This is a genomic window from Streptomyces kanamyceticus (assembly GCF_008704495.1).
Taxonomy (GTDB): Bacteria; Actinomycetota; Actinomycetes; order Streptomycetales; family Streptomycetaceae; genus Streptomyces; species Streptomyces kanamyceticus.
On the sequence record NZ_CP023699.1, the window covers coordinates 6,668,143 to 6,681,255 of the forward strand.

Sequence of the window (13,113 nt, forward strand, 5' to 3'; positions counted from 1 at the left end):
ACCGTCGGATAGAGGCACCAGGAGCCGCTGAACGTGGCGTCTCCCAGGCGAAGGGGAAGCACCTCGTGGCACGCATCGGTGACGGCGGCGATCTGCTCAAGTGCTCGTTCTGCGGAAAGAGTCAGAAGCAGGTCAAGAAGCTCATCGCAGGCCCCGGTGTGTACATCTGCGATGAGTGCATCGACCTCTGTAACGAGATCATCGAGGAAGAGCTCGCGGAGACGAGCGAGGTGCGCTGGGAGGAACTTCCCAAGCCTCGCGAGATCTACGAATTCCTTGAGGGCTACGTCGTGGGCCAGGAGCCCGCGAAGAAGGCCCTCTCGGTAGCGGTGTACAACCACTACAAGCGGGTCCAGGCCGGAGAGAACGGCGGCGCACAGGGCCGTGACGACGCGATCGAACTCGCCAAGTCCAACATCCTGTTGCTCGGCCCGACGGGATCCGGCAAGACGCTCCTCGCGCAGACGCTGGCGCGCATGCTGAACGTCCCGTTCGCCATCGCGGACGCGACGGCGCTGACGGAGGCGGGTTACGTCGGCGAGGACGTCGAGAACATCCTGCTCAAGCTGATCCAGGCGGCCGACTACGACGTCAAGAAGGCCGAGACCGGGATCATCTACATCGACGAGATCGACAAGGTGGCTCGCAAGAGCGAGAACCCCTCGATCACGCGCGACGTCTCGGGTGAGGGCGTCCAGCAGGCCCTGCTGAAGATCCTGGAGGGCACCACCGCCTCCGTACCGCCGCAGGGCGGCCGCAAGCACCCGCACCAGGAGTTCATCCAGATCGACACGACGAACGTGCTGTTCATCGTGGGCGGTGCCTTCGCGGGCCTCGAGAAGATCATCGAATCCCGCGCGGGCGCCAAGGGCATCGGCTTCGGCGCCACCATCCGCTCGAAGCGCGAGATGGAGGAGAAGGACCAGTTCGAGGACATCATGCCGGAGGACCTGGTGAAGTTCGGGATGATCCCCGAGTTCATCGGCCGCCTCCCCGTGATCACCTCGGTCCACAACCTCGACCGTGAGGCCCTGCTCCAGATCCTGGTCGAGCCGCGCAACGCCCTGGTGAAGCAGTACCAGCGCCTGTTCGAACTGGACGGCGTGGAGCTGGACTTCGAGCGCGAGGCCCTGGAGGCCATCGCGGACCAGGCCATCCTCCGCCAGACCGGCGCGCGCGGCCTGCGCGCCATCATGGAGGAGGTCCTGCAGTCGGTGATGTACGAGGTGCCGTCCCGCAAGGACGTCGCCCGCGTGGTCATCACCGCGGACGTCGTCCGCTCGAACGTGAACCCGACGCTGGTGCCGCGCGAGGCGCGGGGCCCGGGTTCGGGGGAGCAGAAGTCCGCGTAGGCGGCGCCCTGTTGCGTACGTGAGAAGGGGGCGCCCGGCGATCACTCGCCGGGCGCCCCCTTCGTCGTGTCCGGTGTCAGAGCTTGACGCGCGTCTCGTCGCGGACCTTGAGCGTGGTGGCCGAAGCGTCCTTCAGCGAGGGGGCCTTGCCCGCCATGGCGTCCGCGATCGCGATGGAGACCACCACGGCGACCGTGCTCTTGTCGCCCCAGATGCAGACCGGCATCCGCATCTCCTTGGGGGCGCCCGCGGCCGGGTTCTCGTTGGTGACCACGGATTCCTGGCACTTGAGGACGGCCTTGTCCGTGCTGAAGTCCTGGGGGCTGCCGGTCAGTTCGCCGGTCTCCGAGCTGTTCCCCTTGGAGTCCTTCTTGATCTTGGCGAACATGGCGTCGACGATCTTCTCGGGGTCGGAGACCTCTCCGTAGACACCCATGAACTGCAGGGCCTTCGCCGACAGGGGGTTGCTCTTGTCGCCCGCCTGGTATGCGGAGTCGATGTCCTGGGGATCCTTCATCCCGGCCTGCTCGGCGGCCGCCAGGTCGCTGGAGTTGAAGCCGCCGGTGGAGCTGGAGTCCTTCTTGTACTCGGTGAGCAGCGTCGCGGGCGTCGTGAGCTTGTGCGGGCCGTCGTCCTTGATGCCGCCGTCCGCGACGTTGGAGGAGCCGCCCTTCTTGCCGTCGCCCTTGTCGTCGTCGCCGCCCGCGAAGACGAAGTAGCCGCCGACCGCTGCCGCCGCGACCACGGCGGCGACCGCGATGATGATGCCGGTCTTCTTGCTGCCGCCGCCCGGGGGCGGGACCTGCCCGAAGGGAACCTGCCCGTAGGGGCCCTGCGGGGGCTGGCCGTACGGGCCCTGGGGCGGCTGCTGCCCGTAGGGGCCGGGCTGCTGGGGCTGGCTGTAGCCGCCCTGCTGCGGGGCCTGCTGCGGGTAGCCGTAGCCGGGCTGGGGCGGCTGCTGCGGGTAGCCGTAGCCGGGCTGCGGGGCCTGGGGCGGCTGCCCGTAGGGTCCTGGCTGCTGGGGAGGCTGCCCGCCGCCGTAGGGGCCTGGCTGCTGCGGAGGCTGCCCGCCGCCGTAAGGACCGGGCTGGGGCGGCTGCTGCCCGCCGTACGGGCCCGGCTGGTTGTGGCTCATGGCGTGGGTTCCCCTCCGAAACGCTGATGTGTTGCCGACATCCTGACGCAGGGGCCCCGGTCAGCCGACCGGGGCCCCTCACTTCGACGCCGTGCCACCGCGCGGCGTCAGAGCTTGACGCGCACTTCCCCGCGGAACTTGGCCGTGGTGCCCGCGGCCTCGTCGAGGTCGACGGAGGCGCCGGACACGGCGCTCGCCACGTCCGTGGCGACGACGTAGCCGATGGTGCTGTGGTCGCCCCAGATGCAGGTCGCCGCGGACATCGCCTTCGACCCGCCGGCCCCGGAGGTGGATCCGGTGGTGCCCGCGCCGCCGCCCAGGGCGACCTTCATCTCCTGGCACTTCAGGACGGCGCCGTCGAGCCCCGCGGGCTTGTACTCCTTCGGCTCGCCGACCAGCGTGACGTCTTGGCCGCCGCTGGCGCCCGCCGACGACTCGTTCTTCTCCTTGGCGTTGGTGAACATGTGGTCCACGACGCCTTCGGGGTCCTCGATGTCGCCGTAGACGCCGCCGAAGTTCAGGATCTTCTGCGCCATCGGGTTCTCTTCGCCGCCCGACTTGTACGCGGCCGACACGTCCTTGGGGTTCTTCACCCCGGCGGCCTCGGCCTTGTCGAGGTCGACGCTGTTCGTGCCGCCGGACTGGCTCGGGTCCGTCTTGTACTCGCCGAGCACGTTCGCGGGCGTCGTGAGCTTGTGCGGGCCGTCGTCCTTGATGCCGCCGCTGTCGCCCCCGGCGACGTTGGAGGAGCCGCCCTTCTTGCCGCCCTTGTCGTCGTCGCCGCCCGCGAAGACGAAGTAGCCGCCGACCGCGGCGGCCACGACCACGGCGGCGACCGCGATGATGATGCCGGTCTTCTTGCTGCCGCCGCCCGGGGGCGGGGGCGGGACCTGCCCGTAGGGGGCCTGCGGCTGCTGGCCGTACGGCCCCTGGGGCTGCTGCCCGTACGGGGGCTGCGGCTGCTGCCCGTAGGGGCCAGGCTGCTGGGGCTGGCTGTAGCCGCCCTGCGGCGGCGCCTGCTGCGGGTAGCCGTAGCCGGGCTGGGGGGCCTGGGGCGGCTGGCCGTAGGGGCCAGGCTGCTGGGGAGGCTGCCCGCCGCCGTAAGGACCGGGCTGCTGCGGCTGCTGCCCGTCGTACGGGCCCGGCTGGTTGTAGCTCATTACTGGGGTTCCCTCCCGATGCTTATGTGTTCCGAACATCCTCGCGGACGCGAGTGCGGGGTTGCGCGGTCGGACCGGATCGATGCCTAGTTGTTGATGTGCTGTGCCAGAGGGCGGACGTACGAAGGCCCGGGGCGGGCGGACCACCCCGGGCCTTTCCTCCGCGTATGGGCCGTTACGCCTTGACCCGCGCCGCCTTGCGCAGGTCGGCCGCGAACCCGGCGACGTCGTCCGTGGCCATGCCGCCGCCCTTCGCCATCGCCGCCATGTCGACGCCGAAGACGATGCCGTAGGTGCTGTGGTCGGCCCAGATGCAGATCGGCAGCTTCTGCTCCTTGCCTCCTTGCTCGAAGCTGGCGCTCTGGCACTTCATGACGGCGTTGTCGAGGCCGTCGGGCTCGACGGTCTCGGGGCTGCCGACGAGCTTGATGTCGTCGGAGCCGCCCGCGCCGTCGCCCGACTGCTTCTTCGAGTTCTCGTCGGCCTTGGCGAACCCGTCGTCGACGGACTTCTCCGGGTCGGCGATGTCCCCGTACATCCCCTGGAAGCTCATCTGCTTCCCCTTGAGGGCCGCACCGGACTCGTAGGAGGCCGCCACGTTCTGCGGGTTCTTGATGCCGATGGCCTCGGCGTTCTTCTTGTCGCCGGAGCCCAGCGGGCCGTCGTCGGGCGAGCTGGCGTCGTCGCCCTTCTTGAACTCGCCGACCGAGGCGGGCGGCACCAGCTTGTGCGCGCCGTCGTCCTCGATCGACGTCGAGTCGCCGCCGAAGAGGAAGTACGCGCCGACGCCGAGCGCCGCGACCACCGCGACCGCGCCGATGATGATGCCGGTCTTCTTCTTGCCCCCGCCCTGCGCCGGAGGGGGCGGGACCTGCCCGTAAGGGGCCTGGGGCTGCCCGTACGGGGCCTGCGGGGCCTGTCCGTACGGACCCTGGGGCGGCTGCTGCCCGTAGGGGCCGGGCTGCTGGGGCTGGCTGTAGCCGTCCTGCGGAGGGGGCCCGGGCGGCTGCTGGGGGAACCCGTAGCCGGGCTGGGGCTGCTGGGGCTGCTGCGGCTGCCCGTAGGGTCCTGGCTGCTGCGGGGGCTGCTGCGGGGGCTGCTGCGGGGGCTGCTGCCCGTACGGTCCCGGCTGCTGCGGCTGTTGGCCGTCGTACGGTCCCGGCTGGTTGTGGCTCATGGCGTGGGTCCCCCTCCGAACGCTGACGTGTCCCGGACATCCTGAACGACGTCGCGGCGCCGTGGGGGCCCCGGAGGTAAGCGATATCGAAGATTCCGGTTTCGGGACCGCTCCCCGACCCCTCTAAACTGGCCGCGTGACCGAGAACGCTCAGCAGCAGCCCCCAGCGACCACTCCCGAACTGCCGACCCAGTACGCGCCGGCCGAGGTAGAGGGGCCGCTGTACGAGCGCTGGGTAGAACGGGGCTACTTCTCCGCCGACGAGAAGAGCGAGAAGCCGCCGTACACCGTCGTCATCCCGCCGCCGAACGTGACCGGCGCGCTGCACCTGGGCCACGCCTTCGAGCACACGCTGATCGACGCCCTCACCCGCCGCAAGCGCATGCAGGGCCACGAGACGCTCTGGCAGCCCGGCATGGACCACGCGGGCATCGCCACGCAGAACGTGGTCGAGCGCGAGCTCGCCAAGGAGGGCAAGTCCCGCCACGACCTGGGCCGCGAGGCGTTCATCGAGCGCGTCTGGCAGTGGAAGGGCGAGTCCGGCGGCCAGATCTCCGGACAGATGCGCCGCCTGGGCGACGGCGTCGACTGGGAGCGCGAGCGCTTCACCATGGACGAGGGCCTCTCGCAGGCCGTCCAGACGATCTTCAAGAAGCTCTACGACGACGAGCTGATCTACCGCGCCGAGCGCATCATCAACTGGTGCCCGCGCTGTCTGACGGCGATCTCGGACATCGAGGTCGAGTACCAGGACGACGACGGCGAGCTGGTCTCCCTGAAGTACGGCGACGGGGACGAGACCGTCGTGGTCGCCACCACCCGCGCCGAGACGATGCTCGGTGACACCGCGATCGCCGTCCACCCCGACGACGAGCGCTACAAGCACCTGGTCGGCAAGCTGATCAAGCTGCCGCTGACCGACCGCTCCATCCCGGTCGTCGCGGACGAGCACGTCGACCCCGAGTTCGGCACCGGCTGCGTCAAGGTGACCCCGGCGCACGACCCGAACGACTTCGAGATCGGCCAGCGCCACAACCTGCCGAACGTCGCCGTCATGGACGAGCACGCGGTCATCACGGTGCCCGGACCCTTCCAGGGCCTGGACCGCCTGGAGGCCCGCTCCGCGATCGTCGGCGCGCTGCGCGCCGAGGGCCGCATCGTCGCCGAGAAGCGCCCCTACTCGCACTCGGTCGGCCACTGCTCGCGCTGCAAGACCACCATCGAGCCGCGCCTCTCGATGCAGTGGTGGGTCAAGGTCGGCCCGCTCGCGCAGGCCGCCGGTGACGCGGTCCGCGACGGCAAGGTCAAGATCCACCCGCAGGAGATGGAGAAGCGGTACTTCGACTGGGTCGACAACCTCCACGACTGGTGCATCTCGCGCCAGCTCTGGTGGGGCCACCGCATCCCCGTCTGGTACGGCCCGAACGGCGAGGTCGTCTGCGTCGGCCCGGACGACGAGGCCCCGACCGGCGAGGGCTGGTACCAGGACAACGACGTGCTCGACACGTGGTTCTCGTCGGGCCTGTGGCCGTTCTCCACCCTCGGCTGGCCCGAGCAGACCGAATCGCTCGCGAAGTTCTACCCGAACTCCGTGCTGGTCACCGGCTACGACATCCTCTTCTTCTGGGTCGCCCGGATGATGATGTTCGGCCTGTACGCGATGGACGGCACCCCGCCGTTCCACACGATCGTGCTGCACGGCATGGTCCGCGACCAGTTCGGCAAGAAGATGTCGAAGTCCTTCGGGAACGCGGTCAACCCCATCGACTGGATGGACAAGTACGGTTCGGACGCCCTGCGCTTCACGCTCGCCCGCGGCGCCAACCCCGGCACCGACGTGCCGATCGGCGAGGACTGGGTCCAGGGCTCGCGCAACTTCGCGAACAAGATCTGGAACGCCACGCGCTTCGCGATGATGAACGGCGCCACGATCGAGGGCGACCTGCCCCCGGTCGAGGAGCAGTCGGCCACGGACCGCTGGGTCCTGTCCCGCCTCAACGCCACGGTCGCCGAAGTCGACGCGCTCTACGACGACTTCCAGTTCGCCAAGCTCTCCGACGCCCTCTTCCACTTCGCGTGGGACGAGGTCTTCGACTGGTACGTCGAGCTGTCCAAGACGACGTTCATGGCGGGCGGCGACGGCGCGAAGGTCTCGGCCCGCGTCCTGGGCGAGGTCCTCGACGTCACGCTGCGACTGCTCCACCCGATCGTCCCGTTCGTGACGGAGACGCTCTGGACCGCGCTGACCGGCCGCGAGTCGCTCGTCATCGCCGAGTGGCCTTCCGACAGCGGCTTCCGCGACACGGCCGCCGAGCAGGAGATCGAGACCCTCCAGCAGGTCATCACCGAGGTCCGCCGCTTCCGCGCCGACCAGGGCCTGCAGCCGGGCCAGAAGGTCCCGGCCCGCCTCACCCTGGACGGCACGGCGCTCGCCCCGCACGAGGCCGCCATCCGCCAGCTGCTCCGCCTCCAGCCGGAGGGCGACGCCTTCACGGCGACGGCGACGCTGCCGGTCTCGGGCGCCACGGTCGCGCTCGACCTGTCCGGCACGATCGACGTCGCGGCCGAGCGCAAGCGCCTGGCCAAGGACTTGGCAGCCGCCGAGAAGGAGAAGGCACAGGCCGAGGCGAAGCTGGGCAACGAGGCGTTCCTGGCGAAGGCCCCGGACAACGTGGTCGACAAGATCCGCGGCCGCCTTACCAAGGCGGAAGCCGACATCGCCCGGCTGCAGGCGCAGCTGGAGGCGCTGCCCGCCGCGTAATGCCTGATGGGCACAGGTAGTTGAAGGCTCCCGGGACCGTGCTTCGGTCCCGGGAGCCTTCGCCGTTCTACGCCTCCGTGGTGCTACGCCTCCGTGGCGACCGGCCCCGTCCCCACGGCCTCCGCGTTGCGCCGCGTCTTGGCCCAGCCGTTCTTGCCCCGGAGCACGCGCAGCAGCCCGCGGGTCGCGACGACGAACACGTGGTAGGCGTACAGCCACAGCGCGAAGCCCCACAACAGGCCCGCGAGCCAGGAGCGTTCGGGCGCGAAGTCCCTGCGGTAGACCGGGCCCCACAGCGCGAACGGCAGGATCGAGAGCAGGCACAGGACGAGCACCAGCGGCCAGACGCCCACCGCCGAGTCCAGCGGGGTGCGGCCGAACGCGAGGGCGGCCACGAGCAGCACCGTCAGGGCCAGGCTCGCGACGTGCGCGAGGGGCTGCATGAAGGTGTAGAGCGTCTCGACGACGCCGCGTCCCGAGTAGTGGCGCGAGCCGACGATGCGCGGCGCGTACCGCACGCACTGCAGATTCCCCTGCGCCCAGCGGGTGCGCTGCGTCAGGAAGCGGCGGGCGTGCGGCAGGCCCTCCTGGGAGACGTACGTGTCGGCGATGTGGGCCACCTTGTAGCCGCCGAGGATCATGTGCAGGCCCAGTTCGTAGTCCTCCAGGAGCGCGTCGCGCTGCCAGGGGCGGCGCTCGGCCGCGGCGATCCGGTCGAGGGCGGTGAGCCGGGTGAACTGCCCGTTGCCGCCGAGGCCGACGGATCCCGTGCGGCCGCGCAGCAGCTGCATGCCCGCGTTGGAGACCGCGAACTCCATGTCCTGCATGCGGACCAGGAGCCGGGCCAGGAAGTTGAGGAGCCGCCCGCGCTCGGGCAGCGGGCGCGGCTCGTCGACGTTCCGCATCCGCACGCTGACCTGTACGCCGCCCGTCTCGGGGTCGCCGAATCCGGCGGGCCCGCTGACCGCGTCGAGGGCGCCGGGGGCGAGGTGCCCGTCGGCGTCCACGACGCACACGACGACCAGGGAGCGGTCGGCCTCGGCGGGCAGGAAGTCGTCGAGTTCGGCGTAGGCGGCGTTGAGGGCCGCGCCCTTGCCGATCCGGGCGTCGGGCAGGCGGCGCGAGACCAGGTGGACGCGGACGTCGTCCTCGGCGAGCGCGGCGACCACGGAGGCCGTGCGGTCCTCGCTCGCGTCGTCGACGACCCACACGTGCGCGGCGGGGAAGTCGGTGCGCAGCCGGTGCACGGTGGCGCCGACGACGGTCTCCTCGTCCCGGCAGGGCACGAAGAAGTGCCAGTCGAAGGCCCCGGAGTCACCGGCCTCGTGGGCGGGCCGCCGCAGATAGGCGTGGCGGGCGCCCGCCCAGTAGAGGAGGAAACAGCCGAGGAGGACGAAGGGGAAGAGGAAGAGGAGCCGGTCGGGCGTCAGCATGGAAGTCCTGAGCGTGGTGGGGGGAGGGCGGCGGTGGTCAGGCCGCTGCGGGGAGCGCGGTGGCGGCCGTGGCGCCGCGGGCCACCAGGTCCGTCAGGAGCGCGACGATGCGCTCCGCGGCCGTGGCGTCGCCGAAGGGGCTGGGGACGGCGGCGAGGCGGCGCAGCCCGGCCGGGCCTTCGGCGAGCCTGCGCCGCGCGGCCTCGCCGACCTCGGGTCCTGGGGAGACCAGGTCGGCGAAGCCCGCGGCCATGGCCTCGGGGCGCTCGGTGGACCGGCGTACGACGACCAGCGGCCGACCGAGGACGGTGACCTCCTCCTGCACGCCGCCGGAGTCGGAGACGAGCAGAGCGGCGTGCCGGGCGAGCGCGAGGAACTCGCCGTACCCGATGGGCGGCAGGAGCGTGAGCGGGGCGAGCAGCCCGTCGAGCCCGGCGGCCTCGGCGCGGGCGCGGGTGCGCGGGTGCAGCGGGACGAGCACGGGCAGCCGCTCGGCGAGCGCGGCCAGTTCGGTCAGGACGGACCGCAGCGCCGCCGGGTCGTCGGTGTTCTCGGGGCGGTGCACGGTGGCCAGGACGTACGCGTCCAGGGTGATGCCGTGCGAGTCGAGCAGCGCGGCACGCTCGGTGGGGCCGGGCAGCGCGTCGGCGACGGCGGCCACGACGGTGTTGCCGGTGACGGCGATGCGCTCGGCGGGGATCGACTCGGCGAGCAGGTTGGCGCGGTTGTCCTCGGTGGCCGCGCACAGCACGTCGGAGAGCTGGTCGATCAGGACGCGGTTGTGCTCCTCGGGCATCGCGCGGTCGTGGCTGCGCAGGCCCGCCTCGATGTGGACGAGCGGGATGTCGCGGGCGTTGGCGGCGAGCGCGCCGGACAGCGCCGCGTTGGTGTCGCCCTGGACGACGACGGCGCGCGGCGGCCTGGCGGCGAACTCCTCGTCGAGCTGGGCGAGCGCGGCGGAGATCTGCACGGCACGCGCCTGCCCGCCGACCCCGCCGAGCAGCGTGGGCGCGGGCAGCCCGAGCTCGGCGAGGAAGCGCCCCGAGAGGGAGTCGTCGTAGTGCTGCCCGGTGTGGATCAGCCGCGCCGCGTCCCCGAGCAGCCGAACGAGCGGCGCCAGCTTGACCAGCTCGGGCCGGGTACCGAGAACGACGGCGACGCTGCCCGCGGGGAGCTGGTGGGCGGCGGGGGCGGTGACGGGGGCGAACACGCGGGGGCACTCCAGGGGAAAAGGGGGCATAGCGGCTTATGTCCTGGAGAGTGCGGGGGGATGGTTGCGCTCCCGGATCGCAGTCGGTTGCGCGACGGTTGCGAATGCGCGGGGCACGGGGTTCGGGACCTTGGGCAGGGACTTTCGTCCTCGCGGGGGTACGTGGTTGGGGGCGCGGGGAACTGCGCGATCCACGGACGTTCCGGGCAGGGCCGGGTAGCTCAGGGGCGCGGGGAACTGCGCGACAAGCCCCCACCGGCCCGCAGCGGAACACAACCGGCCCGCAAGGGCACTAGTGGGGCCCCCGATACCGATACCCCAGCCCCCGCACGGACTCCAGAGGATCCTCCGCCCCCGAGGCCTCGGGAACCGCCAAGCGCCGCCGCAACCGAAGCACGGCGAACTTCACCCGCTCCCGCCCCGCCCCGTCCGGCGAATCCCACACCAGATCGAGCAGCTGCTCCGTCGTGACGACCCGCCCCCGGTTGCGTACGAGCACCTGAAGCAGCCGGTACTCGATGTCGCTGAGCCGGATCTCGCGCCCCTGCCAGACGGCGGAGCGCCGCTCGGGCACCATCCGCAGGCCCGATTCCACGTAGTCGCCGCGCCACTGCTCTGGCCTGCTGCGCCGCAGCAGCGCCTCGACGCGGGCGAGCAGCTCCTGGGAGTCGAAGGGCTTGATCAGGTAGTCGTCGGCGCCCGCGCGCAGCCCCCGCACCCGCTCGGCGGGGCTGGTGCGGCCGGAGAGGATGAGGACCGGCAGGTCGGTCATGTCCCGGGTGCGGTCCAGGACCTCCCAGCCGTCGAGCCCGGGCAGCATCAGGTCGAGGACCATCAGGGCGGGCCGCTCGGCGAAGAGCAGCCGCAGTGCCGCGTGCCCGTCGTCGGCGAGCACCGTCTCGTACCCGGCCTGCCCCAGTACGGCGCGCAGCGCGATGCCGAGGTCGGGGTCGTCCTCGACGACGAGGAGACAGCTCATTCGTGTCCGGGGGGTCCGGGGCTCCGGGTGGGGAGCCTGAGCACCACGGTCGTTCCCTCGCCCGCCGCGCCGTGCAGGGCGATCTGCCCGTCGTGCAGCCGCACGGTGTCGCGGACGGTGGCGAGCCCGAGCCCGGTGCCCGGGTAGCCGCCGCGGCGGGCGTTGGGGGCGCGGACGAACTCGGTGAAGACCTCTTCCTGGAACTCCTTGGGGATGCCGATGCCGGTGTCGGCGACGGCGATCTCCCAGCCGCTGCCGTCCGGCTCGGCGTAGGGATGGGCGGAGACGGTGACGGTGCCGCCGGGTGGGGTGAACTTCACGGCGTTGTCGAGCAGCGCGGCCAGCGCGTTCTCCAGCTGGCCGCGGTCGGCGTAGGCGGGCGGGCCCGCCTCGTGGTCGTGGGCGAGGAAGATCTCCGCGGCCTCCGCGCGCGGCAGCAGTTCGCCCGTGAGGCGCCCGAGGAGCCGGGCCATGTCCACGCGCGCGTACGTCGTCTGCCCGTGGGCGCCCGCCGTCGTCGAGGCGTGCAGGAGCCCGTCGACCATCTCCTGCATCCGGTGCGCGTTGCGCTGGATGGTGTCCAGGTAGGTGCTCTGGGTGGGGGAGAGCGGACCGGCCGACGGCGGTGTGAGCAGTTCGCAGAAGCTGAGGATCGTGGCGAGCGGGGTGCGCAGCTCGTGCGAGGCGCGGGCGGTGAACTCGGCGCGTTCGCGGGCGAGTTCCCCCAGGGTGTGGACGTGCCGCCGCAGGTCGTTCTCGCGGCGGCGCTGGTCGGTGACGTCCCAGACGAGCCAGAGGACGCCGACGTGTTCGCCGTCCACGTCGATCGCTCTGCGGCTGGTCCTGGTGACCCGGCCGTCGAGGAACCGGAACTCGGCCGTCCGGGGGAAGTGGCGCCGGTTGAGCTGGCGCAGGGCGGTGCTGCCCGAGGGCAGCTGCTCCGCGACGGCGTCGGCGAGCGGCCCGATCGGCGCGCCCGGTGAGGTGTCGACGTCCTGCAGCCGGGCCAGCTCGATGAGCCGCTGGTTGACGGCGACCACCCGGTTGTCCGAGCCGACCAGGAGCGCCCCCTCGGGCACCGCCATGAGCAGGGCTTCGGCGACCCGCGAGGTCAGCCTCAGGTTCCGGGGCACGGGCGCGGCCCTATCGGACCGGGTCCGCGACGGTCTCGGCGGCCTGCGCCGGGACCGGGCGGCCGAGCGGTCCCTGCGCGGCGGGAGGCGGCGGTGCGAAGGCGAGCCCGAGCCGCTCCAGCTCGGCGGCGGCCAGCGCGTCCAGGGTCTCCGGGTCACCGTGCCGCCAGCCCCAGGCGAGGCTGCCCGGCGTCGCGTCAGGGATCTCCGACGCGGTCAGGGCGACCTCGTCGAGCGGCCTGAGCAGCGAGCGCAGGGCGAGCAGTTCACGGCCGTCGTCACAGGTGGCGAGGTCCCTCGCGGCGCCCGCCTGCCGGATCCAGCGCAGCCGCCGGGGCAGCCAGAGGACGAGGACGAGCGCGACGGGTACGACGAAGAGGGCGACGGCGCCGACGGCCACCGCGCTCCTGACGGCCACCGGGTCCATCGCGTCGACGGCACCCGCCACGCGTCGCAGCGCGGTGTCGGCGCGCCCGCCGATCAGGGGCAGCGGCCTGCTGTGCTCCTTGAGGGCGCGGGGGAGTGCGAGCAGACAGGCCAGCCGGTACGCGATGACCGCGGCGGTGGCCCACAGCGCGGTCCACAGGAGCACACCGGCGTCACCGGCGAGCTGATGGGTCCGCCTGGCGGAGTTCTGGGCATACCACATGGTCCGATTTGACCCCCGGTGCGGCCCCGTGCCGGTCAGCCGCGCCGTACGTACGCCCGTTGTGGCGATGCCCGGCCAAAGCGGAGCAGTGCCGCAAATCACCAAATCCAGGACGTTGGTCCGG

General features: G+C 71.7%; 10 protein-coding genes. 2 read left to right on the top strand and 8 right to left on the bottom strand.

Features of this window, described 5'->3' with window-relative positions:
* Positions 1-65: 65 nt before the first annotated feature.
* Positions 66-1,352, top strand: a complete 1,287-nt coding sequence (gene clpX / locus CP970_RS28760; RefSeq protein ID WP_055552958.1) for an ATP-dependent Clp protease ATP-binding subunit ClpX — start codon at positions 66-68, stop codon at positions 1,350-1,352.
* Positions 1,353-1,428: 76 nt separating this feature from the next.
* Here the strand turns inward: clpX and CP970_RS28765 are convergent, their stop codons facing one another.
* The 3 genes from CP970_RS28765 to CP970_RS28775 all read right to left on the bottom strand — a co-directional run bounded on the left by CP970_RS28765 (position 1,429) and on the right by CP970_RS28775 (position 4,824).
* Positions 1,429-2,487: a hypothetical protein gene (locus tag CP970_RS28765; protein ID WP_055552959.1), complete on the bottom strand. Its 1,059-nt coding sequence runs from the start codon at positions 2,485-2,487 to the stop codon at positions 1,429-1,431.
* A gap of 107 nt (positions 2,488-2,594) precedes the next feature.
* Entirely contained in the window at positions 2,595-3,647 is a 1,053-nt protein-coding gene (locus CP970_RS28770) for a hypothetical protein (protein ID WP_150494102.1), read from the bottom strand.
* Positions 3,648-3,822: 175 nt separating this feature from the next.
* Positions 3,823-4,824 carry a hypothetical protein gene (locus CP970_RS28775; RefSeq protein WP_150494104.1) on the bottom strand — a complete coding sequence of 334 codons (1,002 nt, stop codon included), beginning with the start codon at positions 4,822-4,824 and terminating at the stop codon, positions 3,823-3,825.
* 136 nt (positions 4,825-4,960) lie between these two features.
* Here CP970_RS28775 and CP970_RS28780 point away from each other — a divergent pair, with 136 nt between their 5' ends.
* Positions 4,961-7,585, top strand: a complete 2,625-nt coding sequence (locus CP970_RS28780; protein WP_150494106.1) for a valine--tRNA ligase — start codon at positions 4,961-4,963, stop codon at positions 7,583-7,585.
* An 83-nt stretch (positions 7,586-7,668) separates the two neighbouring features.
* Here CP970_RS28780 and CP970_RS28785 read toward each other — a convergent pair whose 3' ends face one another.
* The 5 genes from CP970_RS28785 to CP970_RS28805 form a co-directional block, all read right to left on the bottom strand.
* Positions 7,669-9,018, bottom strand: a complete 1,350-nt coding sequence (locus CP970_RS28785; protein WP_224058767.1) for a glycosyltransferase — start codon at positions 9,016-9,018, stop codon at positions 7,669-7,671.
* Positions 9,019-9,055: 37 nt separating this feature from the next.
* Positions 9,056-10,228 (bottom strand): non-hydrolyzing UDP-N-acetylglucosamine 2-epimerase, encoded by a 1,173-nt coding sequence (gene wecB / locus CP970_RS28790; RefSeq protein WP_224058779.1) that lies wholly within the window; start codon positions 10,226-10,228, stop codon positions 9,056-9,058.
* Positions 10,229-10,520: 292 nt separating this feature from the next.
* Positions 10,521-11,207 (bottom strand): response regulator transcription factor, encoded by a 687-nt coding sequence (locus CP970_RS28795; RefSeq protein ID WP_055556263.1) that lies wholly within the window; start codon positions 11,205-11,207, stop codon positions 10,521-10,523.
* A complete protein-coding gene (locus CP970_RS28800) occupies positions 11,204-12,340 on the bottom strand; it encodes a sensor histidine kinase (RefSeq protein WP_055556265.1) in 1,137 nt (378 codons plus the stop codon). Before CP970_RS28800 ends, CP970_RS28795 begins: the two co-directional genes overlap by 4 nt.
* A 10-nt stretch (positions 12,341-12,350) precedes the next feature.
* Positions 12,351-12,989 carry a hypothetical protein gene (locus CP970_RS28805; protein WP_063806273.1) on the bottom strand — a complete coding sequence of 213 codons (639 nt, stop codon included), beginning with the start codon at positions 12,987-12,989 and terminating at the stop codon, positions 12,351-12,353.
* Positions 12,990-13,113: the final 124 nt, after the last annotated feature.